Here is a 15,867-nt window from a genome sequence, read left to right on the forward strand (position 1 = left end):
CCTCATAACAGATTCAGGACAAGTCTGTCTATATTTGAATCTGTATACCTTTTTAATTGTTCTGAATCTTCCAGGAAGTCCCGGTCCAGCGCAAACAGCGAATTATATCTCCCTATCATATTCAAATGTTTCGGATACAAAAACGCCGCATTTTTACAATACTGCGGACATTTGTATACCAATCTCTGTCTGCCTCTGTCTCCTTCTTTCTGCACTGCATACAACGGACAATACTGCGACGTATTCGTCTGGTAAAATGGAAAATGCAGGCTGTTTTTTCCTGCCGGGATATCCTGCATATAACCACAGGACTCCCACTCCGCCCGCTCAATTCCGAAACTTTCTCTCAGAAATTCCTGGTAAAAATCTGCATTGAAACTGTTCTGGCTGTACAGGTCTCGCTCGCCTTTTTTGTAATTGATACGGGGATCTTTTTTTCTTTTGTTAAGAAGCGTTCCGAGGCAGGGGAGCAAATGTTTCGTTTCTTTTCTGATAAAATCTGCCATTCCCCAGTCGTTGACTACACACTCCATTTCAAGTTCATTTTTGCTACACCAGTGATCGATTTTTCTTAACAATGCAAAGGTGTCTTCAAGCAAAATTTCTCTGACATAAGTAAAAGAAAGCGTAACTGCCGTAAACTCTTTTTTTGCCTTTTCCAGCATAGCGAAAAGAAGTTCTTCCTCTGGAAAAAGGAGATGACAGAACTGGTTTCCAATATAAATCCGATCCGGGATACGCGCTTCCAGACCGCTTCCCTGGAGATGATTTTTTCTCAGATAATCATGGTAAAATTCCGGAAGAGATTTTTGCAGGTATGCCGTATAGCGTTCCGGGCAGTCAAGTTCTATGGCAAATTCTGTGTGCTCCAGGATTTCCATATTGATCTCAGCACGACCTGCTTTTTCTGCAAACCAATACTGTCGCTGTTCCTCCAGACTGCTGCAATGCTCACCGTCAAATTCTGAGGGATATCCTGTCAGTTCGCTTTCAAGTTCTCCGTCATCTTCCAGTTTCAGCCGGATATATTTGCTGTACTGCCGCACAAGTTTCTGCACCTGCCGCCGATACTCTTCCTGCTCCGTCCATACAAGAAACTGCGTAAAAAAATCCTCTTCTTTCTCTCTGCAGATTTCAAATTCTGTAATGACTACAGTCCCGTATTCTGCCCTCTCCATATCATAAAAACAAACTTCCAGTTTCTGTGGGCTGCAGATAGCACTCGCGGTTCGAAAGCAGAATCCTCCCTCTGCCATTTCTGTAATCTGAATTTCTTTTCTGTTTCCCGGACTCTCCTGCATTACAGCACTCAGAAGTCCATACGGCAGCATGGGGATTCCATGAAAGCGTTCCTTCTTTTCCTGCATCCTGTACATCTCCTCATTTTTCTCGTCTCAGTATAACATTTTTTCTTTATAATACACAGAGGGTGTTATACTTTCCTTTCGTATAACACCCTCTGCATTTCCATTCGTGCGGCTTCTGTATGATTCTGTTATTTTATCCCGGTCATCTCTTTTAATTCATAAATATGTCCCTGGATCTTGTCTGCTTCCAGTTTCACAACTTGTGTCGTTTTTTCCGGATAGTATCTTGTTGAGGAAACAACTTCCCCGTGATTCAGATAAATTTCCACAGCTGTTGTGTCCACAAGCATCCGGAACTCTTTTAATCTGCCTGACGGAATGACTGCCTTTCTCTGTTTCCGTCCTGCACCGGCTTTCTCAGATAATCGCAGGCAAGCTTCTCTGCCATCTACCTCAAACATAAGATCATCTCCGACAGATATTCTGCATTTGCGTGAATCCAGTTTCAGGTCCAGCTCAAACGGTTTCCAGACTTCAATATTTTTCTGTGTCTCATCTATTTCACAACATCTTCCCCGAAGGGCTTCCATTTCTTCGACAGGATACTGGTACAATCTTCCATCATGTAAAGTGATCTCGCGCGGAATCGTCAGGCAGTGCTGCCAGCCCTCGTCTTTTGCTGTCGGATTCGTGTATTCCTCTTCGACATCCGGCAGACCCATCCAGCCGATCAGGATCCGTCTTCCTTTCACATCCTCAAACGTCTGCGGCGCATAGAAGTCAAATCCCATATCCCATTCCTGAAATTCTTTCACATTGATCTTATCCTCTTTCAGAAGGAAATAGCCTGACTGGTAGATATTCTGAAAACGATATTCTTCTCGTTCAAGTCCCTGTGGAGAGATGGACAGTGCCTGCTCTCCGTCGATTTCAAACAGATCCGGACATTCCCACATGTATCCGAACGGCTCTTCTGTCGTAATTTCTTTATCATAATCCCAGTTTTTGAGATCCTCAGACTTGTAGATCAGCACAGCTCCCTGGTCATTTTTCTTTCGACCGCCCAGTGCCATGAAATAGTCAGCGCCATCTTTCCACACTTTTGGATCACGCACATGCTGCGTATAATCTTCCGGATAATTGCGGTAATCGACTGCAACTTCCTTCGCACTGAAATGAACTCCGTCCTCGCTCTCTACGTGAAGAGTACTGGCCTGCCTCCCGTTATTGATGTAATCGTAATCCCCATCCACTTTGATATTTCCGGTAAAAAAAAGATGCAGCTTTTCATCCTCAACGATCGCAGAGCCGGAATATACACCATGGCAGTCATAGCTGCTGTCCGGGTACAGCGGCACACCCTCGTATCTCCAGGAAACCAGATCGTCGCTGGAATAATGTCCCCAGAATTTCAATCCGCCCTCTGCATCAAACGGAGCATACTGAAAAAACACATGATATCTTCCCTTGAAATAGCACAGCCCATTCGGATCATTCAGCCAGCCCGTCGGAGGCATCAGATGATGGGTAAGACGCTGTTTCTGAATTTCTCTGCTCATTGCTGCGGTTTCTTCGATCTTTCTTACTTCTGTGACAAGGATTCCTGTTAATGCACTCATTTTTCTGACCTCCTGTTGTTTTTGCGATTATATATTTATGGTATCATTATCATTTAGTTTTTACATGTATTTCATATACTATACATGTAACATTTTTATTTTATATGTAATCGTTTTCATATTTTCACGATATTATACACCATGCTATCCACAATTGTAAATAAGCATGATGCCACAAAAAGCCTGTCGAAATTTGTACATTTTATATAATATAGCAGAAAAGCCGACGGGTACCCGGGGATCTGCAAAGAAAAAGGACTTCCCCACGGTACAGATTTAACTGTACGGCAGAGAAGTCCTCATTATTTAATATTAATTTTCAGCTCAAGATCAGATGTTCAGAAGGTCGCTGAATACCTTAAGTGCTCCGTCTGTCTCGTGAGCAAGTACACGTTTTGCAAGGACTTTACCAAGCTGTACGCCTTCCTGGTCAAAGCTGTTTACGTTCCACAGGAATCCCTGGAACATAACTTTGTTCTCGAAGTGAGCAAGAAGTGCACCAAGAGATTCAGGTGTTACCTGATCACCAATGATGATGCTTGACGGACGTCCACCCTCGAAGTTCTTGTTGCGGTTCTCATCTGCTTTACCGCAGGCAAATGCTACGATCTGAGCAGCAACGTTTGCACAGAGTTTCTGCTGGCTTGTGCTGTCCTGGATCACTACATCTGTACCGATCTGGCTGTTCTTGAAGCCGATGAACTGAAGAGGTACAATGTCAGTTCCCTGATGCAGAAGCTGATAGAAGGAATGCTGTCCGTTGGTTCCTGGCTCACCGAAGATAACCGGTCCTGTCACATAGTCTACAGGCTCACCGAAACGGTTTACAGATTTACCATTAGATTCCATATCCAGCTGCTGAAGGTGTGCCGGGAAACGGCTCAGTGCCTGAGAGTATGGAAGAACTGCTGTGCTCGGATATCCCAGTACGTTGCGCTCGTAAACACCGATCAGGGCATCCAGCATAGCCGGGTTCTGCATTACGTCTTTGTTTGTTGCAAGCTTGTCCTCTGCTGCTGCTCCATCGAGGAACTGTGCGAATACTTCTGGTCCGAATGCCAGAGATAATACAGCACCGCCAACAGCAGATGTGGAAGAATAACGTCCACCGATATAGTCATCCATGAAGAATGCTGCAAGGTAGTCATCGCTCTTTGCAAGAGGTGATGTCTCACTTGTAACTGCGATCATATGTTTAGATGCATCCAGTCCTGCATTCTTGAGGGCATCTTTTACAAAAGATTCATTTGTCAGAGTTTCAAGAGTTGTTCCTGATTTGGAAACCAGTACAAAAATGGAATGTGCAACATCAATAGAATTCAGAACTGCTGCTGCATCATCAGGGTCTACGTTGCTGATGAATTTTGCTTCCATTTTGAATTTACCATTTTTCTTAGCCCAGTTTTCAAGTGCAAGATACATTGCACGAGGACCAAGGTCACTTCCGCCGATACCGATCTGGACAACAGTTGTGAATTTCTCGCCTGCTCCGTTTGTGATCTCACCAGCATGTACTTTGTTCGCAAATTCTGCGATCTTTTTCTGCTGTTCTGTATAGAAAGTTCTCTTGTCAACGCCGTCAGCTTCTACTGCGTTTCCAAGCTGTCCACGTGTCATATGATGAAGAACAAGACGTTTCTCTCCTGTGTTGATCACTTCTCCATTGTAAAGAGCTTCGAATTTCTCTGTAAGCTGTGCTTCCTCAGCCAGTTTCTTAAGTCCTTCCAGTACTTCGTCGTCTACCTGTTTTGCTGCAAAGTTATAAGCAAATCCCTCTGCCATCGGAACGCTGTAATTCTTTACACGCTCTGCACCGTTTTCTCCTGCCATAACTTCTGCAAGGTTTACTTTTTTTACTCCTTCGAGTTCCTTAAAAGAAGCAAGTGTATCCAGATTGTTCCAGGTAATCATATTTGATTCCTCCTTAAATATTATCGGTTTTTCGTTTCCGAACTTTTTCAATCATTTTGATTATAATATTAAATATGGGGAAATTCAAGGTAATTGTTCACAACTGGTCATTCCAGATCAATTTCCCATATCAGTCGCAGATAAGTGTCTGTCTGGAATCTGCGCCATCTTTCTTGAAGTCGGAATTTACAAATTCGATCTTCTTTGGTTTTATTTTGATGAGATTCATCGGATGCAGCATTTTTTCCAGAGCCTTCAGTGGAATCTTTCGGAAATCTGCCGCCTGCACATATTCCTGTGAAAATGGCTCTACAATAGATGCCAGGCCTGTGACCTGCATTCCTTTGAGCTTGCCAAATCCTTCATATTTATCAAAGATGACCAGGCATACATTTTTGTTCTTTTCCAACGCATAAAACTTCTCGCCACCTTCAGAAAAAATCCAGAAGCAGTCGTCATGATACGTATACTCCAGCGGCGTACAGCGCACAAAATCTCCTGCCGTGGTTGCCAGTGCGCAGGTGTTGTTTGCCTGAATATACTCCTCCACGGCCTTTTTTAAAACATCCTGGTCCAGCTTTTTTGACTGTGCATCTTTTTCTTTCCAGTAGTTTGCAGCTCTTTCGTATTCCTCGTGAGAAAGATCTGTATTCTCAGGGATTTCCTCATATTCATCTTTGTCCAGACAGAGTGGGATTCCTGTCTTGCTGTTTACATTGATCCCGCCATACCAGGTTCCTGTCACTTCCAGGATATCGCCAACCTGATAATCCATGGAATAGTCGTCATTTTTCTTGATTACTCTGATCTTTGCCATTTTTGTGCCTCACTTTTTGTTATAGTCGGATTACTTTTTGTCCAGGGTAAACTGTAACTTTTCATCGTCCCAGTATTTTACATTCAGTCCTTTATCCAGGAAATACTGTTCGATCACCTGATGCATCTCATCATAATGTCCCTCGCAGGCACAGTTTCCCAGTGGTTCGATCCACAAAGCCTGTGCTCCGCAGGCGTCGCGAAGGTGGAGTTTGAAATTCAGATGTTTTTGTTCCAGTATTCCGTTTACTTCTATGATTTCGTTGAAAGTGATAATTGCCATCGTTGTTCCTCCTGATGTTAAATTTTTCTGAATGGGATCTCCTTTCCATCATGTGATAAAACAATTTTATTTTGCTTTAATTCATATTCGAATTTATATATTGGTATTATTGAATTACCAGTAAAAGGAGCAAATCCAAAATCTGTCTCGAGTGGATTCAGCCACAATGTTACTGTATCATCATCCACTCCAATAATCCAGCCTCCGATTCCCGGATTTCCAGCCTCCGAATCATAAACGTCCAGATAAGGAATCTTTGCTGAATTAATTATAAGATCATAACAACTGTTATAGAAAAAAATGTCACTGTCATCGTCATCATCACTGGTCTCTGTCCCGTCTTTTTTCAGGTCTACTCCTGTATAATAGCCTGATATCTCCCCTAACCTTTTCGCATCTACGCTAAAATAAATCATCGAAAAAATGATCAGCACGATTACTGCCACTGTAATAACTATTTTCTTTTTCTTTGTATACACTGATATCCCCCTTCTGATAATTATAAATTCTGGTTTTATTATAATCTCTCTTTTTGTGGATGTACAACCAAATTTTCCGGCAAAGTTCGACCTTGCCTGCATGCAAAAAAATCCCGGTCTGCTCTGGATACTGGCAGTCCGGGATTTCATACTATATTAGATTATTTTACTTCCACAAGTTCAATCTTGAAATTCAGTTCCTTACCAGCCATCTCATGGTTTGCATCAAAAGTGATCGTTGTCTCTTCTTTGGCAGTTACTTTAACCGGGAATGGCTGTCCGTACTGGTTGGACAGATATACCTGCTGTCCTACGGTAAGATCCTCAGAACCTGGAAGCTGTGCGATCTCAAGTGTAAAGATTGCATTCGGGTCCGGCATGCCGTATGCTTCTTCCGGCATCAGGTGGATTTCTTTGATCTCTCCGACCTCCATATTGGCAACTGCTGCATCGAATCCTTTGATCATCTGTCCAGCTCCGCAGACAAATTCCAGCGGCTGTCCACGATCGTAAGAAGAGTCAAACTGAGTTCCGTCATTGAAAGTTCCCTTGTAATGAGTACGGCAGGTCTTTCCTACGTTCGGGCCTGTAAATGCCGGCTTGTGTGAACCACATCCACCACCGCAGGTTCCTCCGCAGGAATGTCCCTCTTCATGATCGCCACAGGAATGACCTTCTTCATGGTGATGATGGTCACAGGTTGTTCCTGCTGAAACCAGTTCGCCCTTAAGGTAAGCCTCTACCACCTCATCTGTATTTCCCTGAGCACCTGAGCATAACTGAACCCCAGCCTCTGCAAGTGCATTCTGTGCACCGCCGCCGATGCCGCCACAGATCAGGACATCGATTCCCTGCTCTGCAAGAAGTCCTGCCAGAGCGCCGTGTCCTGTTCCATTGGAACCGATTACTTCACTGGAAACAACTTTGTTGTCCTCTACTTCATAAACCTTGAAATTCTCTGTTTTTCCAAAGTGCTGGAAAACATTTCCATTATCATAAGTTACTGCAATTTTCATGTAAAAATCCTCCAATTCATACTATGTCTGTCTGATTAGTATAGCTTGTTGGAGAGATAAAAGCAAGGGAAGACTTTTTTATAGCTTTTTCTAAACCACAGGTTCATTGTTTTGCCCCGGAAGCTGTGCTAATCTTAATGCATCGAAGGAACACAAGTCCTTCAAAAGAAGTCTTGCAGAAGGCAGACTTCACAGATATTTTTATCATAATCTTATATTAATCAGGCGCGTACAGCAGCGAAATAAATTAGCCTTATGAGTTTTCTATTGTTGCTCAGGTGATCTTTTTTAACCATAACACAGATAACTTCTGATCGGAGGTGCTCCACGTTGAAGTGGTATAAAGAGAGGTATTTACGCTAAAAAACAATACACATATCAGATGAGATCTTACATCGCGTCTCGCTCATAATGATATAAGGTATAAAGAAGTCTAAAACCTTCTGCAAGTTGTAACCAGACTAATTCACAGAAAGGAGCAGCCAATGTCATTTCTTGATAATCTTAAAGAAGAAGCAAGCTTCACAGAGACATTGAACGGAGCAAAGACTCACTCTACCTCCGGCGATGCCTGTCTGGATCTGTTTGCTGTGGCCGGCGGCATGCGTCATCGTTCATACCGTGACCAGATCCATCTCTTTGATCGCGCTTATATCGAAAATCCAGAGCTGGCAATGAAGCTCCTTTTCTATATCCGCGATATCCGGGAGGGACTTGGCGAGCGTGAGCTTTTCCGCAACCTGATCCGGCATACCGCCAAAACCTGGCCGGAATCTGCCAGAAAAAATATTTCTTTAATTTCTGAATACGGACGTTTCGATGACCTCATGTGTCTGATGGGAACTCCATCTGAGGAAGCTGTTGTCGAGCTGATCCGCACTCAGTTGAACCAGGACTGTGAAGCTCTCAAAAAGCGAAAAGCAGGAAATATCAATGCACATATTTCTCTTCTCGCCAAATGGCTTCCTTCCATCAACACCTCAAGTGCACGTACAAGAGGACAGGCAAAGGTTCTTGCCTCTGCTCTTGAAATGAACGCCGGACAGTACCGCAAACTTCTGTCCGCACTTCGTGCAAATATTGCTCTGCCAGAGCGTTATCTTACGAGCAAAAAGCGGGGCAAAATCAATTATGAAGCTGTCCCGGCAGGCGCAATGCTCAAATATCACAAAACCTTCCACCAGCAGGATACCGAACGTTTTTCTGCTTTTCTGGCAGATGTCAATAACGGTCGGAAATCCATCCACTGTGACACGCTTTATCCATATGAGATCCTGCGTCCATTAATGCCGGATGGCCGCAGTCTCCCATACCGCGAACCTGACTCTGCAAATGCTGCACTGGAAACTCTCTGGAAGCAGCAGCCTTCCAAAGTATGTGAGCAGAATGCAATTTGTGTGATCGATGTTTCCGGCTCCATGTATTGTCATCGTTACGGAACGCCTATGCCGGCTCTAATCTCACAGGCATTGGGTCTGTATCATGCAGAACACTGCACTGGTACTTTTCACAATACATTCATCACTTTTTCATCCAACCCGGAACTGGTGGAAATTTGCGGTCAGACACTCGAAGAGAAACTTCGTTATATCCAGAGCAGCAGCTGGGAATTTTCAACAAACCTTGAGGCAGTTTTTGACCTGATTCTCCGGACAGCAGTCAATGCTGGCACACCTCAGGAAGAAATGCCTTCCACCTTATTTATCATCTCTGACATGGAGTTTAACGGTGCAGTGGAAAATCCGGATAAAACCATTTATGAAAATGCAAAAGCTGCATTTGAAGCAAAAGGCTATCAGCTTCCTGCTGTTGTATTTCATAATGTCAGCAGCTGGCAGATGCAGACTCCAGTCAGAGCTCATACCAAAGGTACTGCGCTCGCAAGTGGTACCGGAACTAATTCCTTCAACTACAAATTTGATGGAAACATCACGCCGATGGATCACATGCTCCGCGTTTTAAACAGTCCCCGTTACGCGGCTGTGCATGCATAACCGGAGACTGTATCACTGGTGTTTCCTCGATACATACGAAGAAAACAAGAAGAGGCCATTTCGGCCTCTTCGTATACCAGCAAATCTTCCATCTGCACATGGTACAGATGGCTGAGTGCCAGCAGGTTATCAATTGTAGGGAGACACGCTCCGCGTTCCCATTTGTAAACTGCCTGCTCAGATATGCCGCCCATGTATTCACATACAGCGGCAACTCTGATTCCGTTCTCCTTTCTCATATTTCTTAATCGTTTCCCTGTTTTTTCTATCTGAATCACAGGAAAAGAAGTCGTTGTCATACGACATTCCCCCTTTTTCATTCCCTCTGAATTATCTTCATCATTGCATCAATCTGTTCCTGCATTACATCGACCAGTTCCAGACGGTCAAGCCAGTCTTTTGGAATTGCATCCATTCCCAGATATGCTCCAAGAATATTTCCGGCAACAGCTCCGGTAGAATCACTGTCTCCGCTGTGGTTTACAGCTGCAATCAACATTTTTCTGATATCATCTGGATACTTCAGACAACAGTATATCGCAATTGCCAGTGCTTCTTCTCCAACCCATCCTCCGCCGAGTTCTTTTTCGATAGTGGATGCATCTTCCTCACAGGCTGCTTCACTCAGTGCAATAGCTTTCTTTATGAGCCGTTCAAAATATGCCATGCTTTCGGATTCTCCAAACTGATTTTTTGTATCAGCCAGAGATTCCTCGATGATGAGTTTCAACGGCTTCTTTTCTCCATAAATACATTTGAAAACAATATCCGAAAGCATGCCTGCCGGAATCCAGCCAAGCGGATGACCGTGAGTTATGGCTGCCGCTTTGGCACCATTCAAAAGAGGTAAACCGTAAGCGTCTGTGAATCCAAGCGGTGCAGTCCGCATAACGCCGCCACAGCCTTTGCTGTGGTTGATCGGTTCCTGAATTGTTCCCATCTTGCCTGATGTCAAAGCATACAGACAAGTATTACCCGGTGCCCGGCGGCAGTTCATTTTCGGAACCACGGCGAGTCTGCTTGGCCAGTCACATGGCAGTTTTACACTCATCCCCTGCGTCTGCGCCCATTTCAGATAAGAAAGGTAAATTTTTTCCTCCACTTCATCTTCTGTCTCCACAGACATTCCCTCCATGGTAAAAAGAGTCATCTGTGTATCATCCGAAATGATCGCTTCCTCTCCCGTCCGCAGCAGATCCTGGATTCCGTCTTTTCCATATTTATTCTTGATACTGCTATACAGGTCAAATTCCACTACATATCCCAGAGCATCACCCAACGCCCCTGCAAATACACAGCCGCTTATTTTGTCCTGAATCATCTGATATTTTTCTTTTTCCTGCATATTTGTCCTCTTTTCCACAAAACGCAATTCTCAGAGCCATATTTATTGTTACAAGAACAGTATAACCCTGAAAATTGCAATTTTGTTTTTTAGCGTCCTATTACCTTTCCATACTGCCGTCCATCCAGGGTCGTCCATTCCCTTGGACCATTTGCAGATCTTCCTCCTACGACTACTGCCGCTGCCGACGGACTGTCAAATGCGTAGTCCTCTGTAAATACATCATCGACAACAATCCCCGTAGTTATAAGATTGTCCCTGATATCACTATAAAACTTCTGGCAGCTTTCGGTTATATTTCTGGAAATAGTACTTCCTTTTACAACAACAAATTTAGAATCATCACCCAAATATCCGGTTGCATTGCATCCTCTGATCGCTATATGAAACAAAAGCTTCTGATTTGCCGGTGCATTGTCATTTTTTTCTATTTTCAGGTCCCATTTTTTCTCAAAAAGCTGCAGTAGTTTTTCCTGTCGTGTTTTCACAACATCCGGTGTCCATTTGTCCATATTTACGACCTGTGTTGTCAGGCTGTACGATGTAGTTCCGTTTTTGTTCTGGAAATATGTAGTTTTTTTCGTTACAAAATCATAATTCTGTGCTGCTGAATTATGCATTCTCGTTAATGGCACAAGATTTGCAATTCTGTTTACCCAGTAACGTCTGTCTTCCATATCCGGCCATGAAGTATCCCATTCGCTGCCCTTCTGTGGATTCTGCGGAAGAATATGTTCAATTGTAAAAATTTTTGCATCATATCTGGCAGCACCGTCAGAGGTAAATGAATCCAGTCTCTGAATAATATAATTACGTCGTCTGGACGGCATAGTGTAGATTTCCCCTGATAATGCCTCCATAAAAAGTTTTTTCTCATTATTCGTAAGCTCAATTGTTTCCAATGGTGCATTCAGAGAATGTTCCGGTTTACTGTCCATCTCCAGAAGCAGCCATTTATACCTGCTTACACGACGGTTTACATCCTGTGCCGTAACCTGAAGATATGCAGTCAGACGTTCCAGTTTTTTCATAAACTGAAGGGTATATGCTGAATCATGTGCATGTTCTGCCAAAAATTTTATTGCAGGCGGCATCCAATCATAGTTGTCAATCTTATTCAGCCAGTAAAGAATGTCGTTGATATCCTCTGCCCCTGAAGTCGACTCATATGTCTGATTCCTGAGAATTGAATATGCCTCTGTATATGGCATCAGAATCTTGTCTACAAGATCTTTCGGCGTTGTATTTTTGAGTACATATTCCCTGAATTCTTCCAGAAGGTTTTTCTTTACCCGATCTTTTGCAAATATTGTTCTTGTGTGGGAAAAAATCTCGTTAAAGCCATCACGCCCTACATCATTCTCAAGTTTTTCCCATTTCTCTGTATATTCATCACGCTCATTCTCCTGAATTCCACCGATAACCTCTGATTTTATGATATCAATCGGAAGAAGATCCAGACCGCGGCTGTTCATTACAGAAAAAACTCTGAATGCAGATTCCTGACTGGCTGTACTTACCGCAACAAGAAAACAGCGATTTAATAGAAAAATGCTGAATTGTATCAGTTTATCCTGATCCTTGTCAAATGCGTCTGCAAATTTCTCCATCAGGCATTTACAGTTTTCATAAATATGTACCTGTGCCTCGGTTTTCATGGATGACAGATCCAGTTTCATCAATTCTTCCAGTTTTACATTCTGAATATACTCTTCAAAAAATTTCTGATCACGGTCTCTCAGGTGAAGACGTGGTCTCGCCGGAATTCCTGCCAGTACATTTCCACTCTCCTGAAGAAGTTCATAACATGCCTGCTGTGCCTGACCTGTAAGATTTGATGCCAGTACAGAAAACAAAATCGTCAACGTTGTCAAACGCTGTTGTCCATCTATAACAGCAGCCTTTGATCTGTCCTCATCCTTGATCAGCACGATCGTACCCAGGAAATAATTATCTGCCTGCTCCGTCTGGTAAAAGTCATACAGATCTGTAAACAAAGTCTCCGTCTGCTCTGTCGTCCATGCATAAGGTCTCTGATACGCCGGAATATAATATTCAAAATCCGAACTGAATATTTTTAATAATGGATATTCTTTTCCTGTAATCTTACTGCTCATAAACTCCTCCACGAATGTATATTTTATCAAAAACAGCGGGCATTCATTACCCGCCCGTCTGTTTTTATTATACATTATTTACTGGAAAGTGTCTTTCTTTTATATGCTATTGCAACTTAAAATTTTATCATATCTTCCTATTCCTTATGGCGTCTCCTGTAATCTTCGCGGATCGGGTCACAGCAGGAAAATGCTTCATTCATTTCTTCTCTGTTTCTGGATCTGCGTACTGCTGAGACTGTTTCGGAAAGCACCTGGTAATTCAGTACTGTGCCTGCGCTGTCACTTTCATAGTTTAAAGCTCTGTCAGCTCCGATTCCAAATCTTGCAGCAACCTGAATGGCATCAATGTTTGCTCCAAGAAAAAGGAACTCCCATCCGTATTTCTGTTTTTCTTTCTCGACCATTCGCTTTACCTTGTCATAAGTGTAACACCGGCTGGCATTCTCCATTCCATCTGTAGTGATAATGAATAAGGTTTTTTCCGGTCTGTCTTCTTCTCTGGCGTATTTATGTACATTGGCAATGTGATGGATTGCGCCGCCGATCGCATCCAGAAGAGCGGTGCAGCCTCTTACATAGTACTGGCTGTCATTCATCGGCTCTATCTTATCCACCGGAACCCTGTCATAGAGAACTTCACACTGACTGTCAAAAAGTACCGTAGAGATTAAGACCTCTCCTTCTTCTTTCCGCTGCTTCTCGATCATGGAATTGAATCCCCCGATCGTATCTTCCTCAAGCCCTCTCATAGAACCGCTTCTGTCCAAAATAAAAACAACTTCTGTTAATCCCTTACGCATAATTTATCCTCCTCTGGTTTCTTATTTCTCGGTGTTTTTTCTTGTTGGACTCATTATACACAAAAGCTGCTCTTAACCGGTCGTTTGAAAAGCGACCCTTATTTTTCTACGAAATAATACATGGCAGACCATGTTCCTCAAGCTGAATATCCAGTTCGATCATGTCATAAATTTCATTCTCAATAAAATAGGAAAAAATAATATCTGTCTTATCGCAGGGTGATAATGCATAACCCGCTCTGGCAAGCAGATCTCTGGTCTCATCCAGATTCAGTTTTGCCCCTACGCAAAGACATAATGCTGTCAATTTGTTTGGGTGATAATTTACATTGTTTTTTATTTTTGAAAATATCTTTTTATCTACAATTGCCCGTTTCCAGACCTCAGCATTTTCCATCTTTCTTTCCTGGATCAGATACATTAAATACTCCGAAAAAGTATCCGAAAGATGGCTCATTCTCTCTTCCAGTTTTCCTTCGTGTAATCCTTCAAAATCCAGAAATGAAGCTTCATCTTCACCAAATCCACAAGGTTGTGAATCCACTCCACTCAAAAACAACTTTGGTTGTTTTTCCTGCATCCCATTATTTTTATTTGGTCTTCTGTCAATATTGGATGAGCTCCGCTCTCTCCACAACCTGATAGACTGTTCAGAAGACTTTCCGTATTCTTTTTCCCGAACACTCTCTACATAATTGTGGTCAATATAAGATTCCAGATCGGGATAAAGTTTTTCCCCAAGTGCTGTTGCCTTCCTGCCAAAAACGACCAGATAGATCAGCATCTCATTGCTAAGAAGAAATGTATTTATCTCATCTGCCGCGATTCGTATTCCCTCTTCCTTCGGATATCCGAAACCGCCTGTGGATATCAATGGAAACGCGATAGACTTAACCCCGTTCTCCTTCGCAAGCTGCAGGCTTTTGCTGTAACAGGAGCGAAGTTTCTTCTCTTCTCCATGCTTTCCATCGACATAATATGGACTTACTGCATGGATAATATACTTCGCCTGCAACTGAAAACCGGGAGTAATGAACGCACCGCCTTCTTCCACGAAACCGATATGTTTCTTACGATATTCCAGCAACTCCTGATATCCGGCCGCTTCGTATACTGCGCTGTCACAGCCTGTGCCAACAGCAGCATGGTCATTCGCTGTATTAACAATCGCTTCTGTGTTCATTTTTGTGATATCGTTGCGTATGATTTTAAATGGCATATATTCCCCCCGCTTTTATAAACATCCCATATTTACTGATATTTCCAGTATATACGAAACAAATAAAAAGTGCCAGAGTATTGCCACATTTGCTAAAACATGTAATAATTATTTTGTTTTTACCCACATATTCATAAAAAAGGAACTGATTCAAATGAAAACATACGAAGAATTACTCTCAGATATCGAAGACGATATTGAACTCATGGGTGCGTCGCATATCGTTTATTCCATGGAAGAAAATAATATCATTACAGACTACGATTACCTCCCATCCGATTCCTGCAATATCTCCACTACCTTAAAGGACCTGCAGGAAAATATCCGCCAGCAGATGCTGTACGCCAAAGTTTCCGGTCACCTCGCTGCTGCAGATAAAACTGCTCCGAAGCTGGCAGTTATTTTTCCGGGCATCGGATATACTGCTGACAAACCACTCCTGTACTACACAAGCCGCCTTGCCAGAAAACATGGATACCAGATCCAGACCGTCTCCTATGGCACCCTCCCGGAAAATATCAAAGGAGACTCTGTCAAAATGCGGCAGGCTTTTGATCTCGCCCTCGCACAGACAGAAGAATCCCTGCGCGATATCGACTGGACCTCTTACGGCAGCATCCTCTTTATTTCCAAAAGCATTGGTACTGCTATCTCTTCTGCTTATGCAGCCCAATATAATTTAAACGTAAAAAATATCCTGTTTACGCCATTGGCAGACACCTTCTCCTTCCCGCTCCAGGGAAGCATCGCCTTCCACGGCACTGCCGATCCGTGGGCTGAAACTGCTGCGATCCAGACTTTGGCAGAGCAGAAAGAAGTACCACTTTTTCTCACCAAAAACGCCAATCATTCCCTGGAGACCGGCGATATCCAGACCGATCTCTCCATTCTCAAAACTACGATGGACCGGGTTGAACGGTTTATCATTTAATCTGTGACAATAATTAAGCCCTTCTGA

14 protein-coding genes are annotated in these 15,867 nt (G+C 43.1%); 2 read left to right on the forward strand and 12 right to left on the reverse strand.

The features are described from left to right. Nucleotides 1-2: 2 nt before the first annotated feature. The 7 genes from DWX28_RS10900 to DWX28_RS10930 form a co-directional block, all read right to left on the reverse strand. The gene (locus DWX28_RS10900; RefSeq protein WP_118252692.1) at nucleotides 3-1,367 is read right to left on the reverse strand and encodes a hypothetical protein; all 1,365 of its coding nucleotides are present in this window, start codon (nucleotides 1,365-1,367) and stop codon (nucleotides 3-5) included. Between the two features lie 128 nt (nucleotides 1,368-1,495). Next, on the reverse strand, nucleotides 1,496-2,926 hold the full coding sequence (locus tag DWX28_RS10905; RefSeq protein WP_118252693.1) for a glycoside hydrolase family 32 protein: 1,431 nt from the start codon (nucleotides 2,924-2,926) through the stop codon (nucleotides 1,496-1,498). 330 nt (nucleotides 2,927-3,256) lie between these two features. Continuing rightward, nucleotides 3,257-4,837: a glucose-6-phosphate isomerase gene (locus DWX28_RS10910; RefSeq protein WP_022213631.1), complete on the reverse strand. Its 1,581-nt coding sequence runs from the start codon at nucleotides 4,835-4,837 to the stop codon at nucleotides 3,257-3,259. A gap of 130 nt (nucleotides 4,838-4,967) precedes the next feature. Next, nucleotides 4,968-5,654: a pyridoxamine 5'-phosphate oxidase family protein gene (locus tag DWX28_RS10915; RefSeq protein WP_330417653.1), complete on the reverse strand. Its 687-nt coding sequence runs from the start codon at nucleotides 5,652-5,654 to the stop codon at nucleotides 4,968-4,970. Between the two features lie 30 nt (nucleotides 5,655-5,684). Beyond that, entirely contained in the window at nucleotides 5,685-5,936 is a 252-nt protein-coding gene (locus DWX28_RS10920; RefSeq protein ID WP_022213629.1) for an RDAC family protein, read from the reverse strand. A 17-nt stretch (nucleotides 5,937-5,953) separates the two neighbouring features. Further along, nucleotides 5,954-6,517, reverse strand: coding sequence for a hypothetical protein (locus DWX28_RS10925; protein ID WP_147342101.1), 564 nt, complete (start codon nucleotides 6,515-6,517; stop codon nucleotides 5,954-5,956). Between the two features lie 59 nt (nucleotides 6,518-6,576). Further along, nucleotides 6,577-7,431, reverse strand: a complete 855-nt coding sequence (locus tag DWX28_RS10930; RefSeq protein ID WP_118252695.1) for an FKBP-type peptidyl-prolyl cis-trans isomerase — start codon at nucleotides 7,429-7,431, stop codon at nucleotides 6,577-6,579. 485 nt (nucleotides 7,432-7,916) lie between these two features. Between DWX28_RS10930 and DWX28_RS10935 the strand changes: the two genes are divergently transcribed. Continuing rightward, nucleotides 7,917-9,425 (forward strand): DUF2828 family protein, encoded by a 1,509-nt coding sequence (locus tag DWX28_RS10935; RefSeq protein WP_118252696.1) that lies wholly within the window; start codon nucleotides 7,917-7,919, stop codon nucleotides 9,423-9,425. Here DWX28_RS10935 and DWX28_RS10940 read toward each other — a convergent pair. The 5 genes from DWX28_RS10940 to DWX28_RS10960 form a co-directional block, all read right to left on the reverse strand. Continuing rightward, nucleotides 9,404-9,724: a helix-turn-helix domain-containing protein gene (locus tag DWX28_RS10940; protein WP_022213625.1), complete on the reverse strand. Its 321-nt coding sequence runs from the start codon at nucleotides 9,722-9,724 to the stop codon at nucleotides 9,404-9,406. The two genes, DWX28_RS10935 and DWX28_RS10940, sit on opposite strands and share 22 nt — an antisense overlap. Nucleotides 9,725-9,741: 17 nt before the next feature. Beyond that, nucleotides 9,742-10,770, reverse strand: coding sequence for an ADP-ribosylglycohydrolase family protein (locus DWX28_RS10945; protein ID WP_243002412.1), 1,029 nt, complete (start codon nucleotides 10,768-10,770; stop codon nucleotides 9,742-9,744). A gap of 89 nt (nucleotides 10,771-10,859) precedes the next feature. Continuing rightward, nucleotides 10,860-12,887 (reverse strand): DUF4357 domain-containing protein, encoded by a 2,028-nt coding sequence (locus DWX28_RS10950; protein WP_022214647.1) that lies wholly within the window; start codon nucleotides 12,885-12,887, stop codon nucleotides 10,860-10,862. Nucleotides 12,888-13,024: 137 nt separating this feature from the next. Continuing rightward, nucleotides 13,025-13,690: a vWA domain-containing protein gene (locus DWX28_RS10955; RefSeq protein ID WP_022214646.1), complete on the reverse strand. Its 666-nt coding sequence runs from the start codon at nucleotides 13,688-13,690 to the stop codon at nucleotides 13,025-13,027. Between the two features lie 106 nt (nucleotides 13,691-13,796). Beyond that, on the reverse strand, nucleotides 13,797-14,909 hold the full coding sequence (locus DWX28_RS10960; protein WP_118252698.1) for a macro domain-containing protein: 1,113 nt from the start codon (nucleotides 14,907-14,909) through the stop codon (nucleotides 13,797-13,799). Nucleotides 14,910-15,063: 154 nt separating this feature from the next. Here DWX28_RS10960 and DWX28_RS10965 point away from each other — a divergent pair, with 154 nt between their 5' ends. Further along, on the forward strand, nucleotides 15,064-15,840 hold the full coding sequence (locus DWX28_RS10965) for an alpha/beta hydrolase (protein ID WP_022214644.1): 777 nt from the start codon (nucleotides 15,064-15,066) through the stop codon (nucleotides 15,838-15,840). Nucleotides 15,841-15,867: the final 27 nt, after the last annotated feature.

The sequence above is a fragment of the Blautia sp. AF19-10LB genome, assembly GCF_003461245.1.
In the GTDB taxonomy this organism is placed as follows: domain Bacteria; phylum Bacillota; class Clostridia; order Lachnospirales; family Lachnospiraceae; genus Blautia_A; species Blautia_A intestinihominis.

Coding starts and splice junctions, on each gene's coding strand:
- DWX28_RS10920 (WP_022213629.1), bottom strand. CDS start 5,936: ATGGCAATTATCACTTTCAACGAAATCATAGAAGTAAACGGAATACTG.
- DWX28_RS10960 (WP_118252698.1), bottom strand. CDS start 14,909: ATGCCATTTAAAATCATACGCAACGATATCACAAAAATGAACACAGAA.
- DWX28_RS10900 (WP_118252692.1), bottom strand. CDS start 1,367: ATGCAGGAAAAGAAGGAACGCTTTCATGGAATCCCCATGCTGCCGTAT.
- DWX28_RS10910 (WP_022213631.1), bottom strand. CDS start 4,837: ATGATTACCTGGAACAATCTGGATACACTTGCTTCTTTTAAGGAACTC.
- DWX28_RS10930 (WP_118252695.1), bottom strand. CDS start 7,431: ATGAAAATTGCAGTAACTTATGATAATGGAAATGTTTTCCAGCACTTT.
- DWX28_RS10905 (WP_118252693.1), bottom strand. CDS start 2,926: ATGAGTGCATTAACAGGAATCCTTGTCACAGAAGTAAGAAAGATCGAA.
- DWX28_RS10935 (WP_118252696.1), top strand. CDS start 7,917: ATGTCATTTCTTGATAATCTTAAAGAAGAAGCAAGCTTCACAGAGACA.
- DWX28_RS10945 (WP_243002412.1), bottom strand. CDS start 10,770: ATGCAGGAAAAAGAAAAATATCAGATGATTCAGGACAAAATAAGCGGC.
- DWX28_RS10965 (WP_022214644.1), top strand. CDS start 15,064: ATGAAAACATACGAAGAATTACTCTCAGATATCGAAGACGATATTGAA.
- DWX28_RS10925 (WP_147342101.1), bottom strand. CDS start 6,517: ATGCAGGCAAGGTCGAACTTTGCCGGAAAATTTGGTTGTACATCCACA.
- DWX28_RS10915 (WP_330417653.1), bottom strand. CDS start 5,654: ATGGCAAAGATCAGAGTAATCAAGAAAAATGACGACTATTCCATGGAT.
- DWX28_RS10950 (WP_022214647.1), bottom strand. CDS start 12,887: ATGAGCAGTAAGATTACAGGAAAAGAATATCCATTATTAAAAATATTC.
- DWX28_RS10940 (WP_022213625.1), bottom strand. CDS start 9,724: ATGACAACGACTTCTTTTCCTGTGATTCAGATAGAAAAAACAGGGAAA.
- DWX28_RS10955 (WP_022214646.1), bottom strand. CDS start 13,690: ATGCGTAAGGGATTAACAGAAGTTGTTTTTATTTTGGACAGAAGCGGT.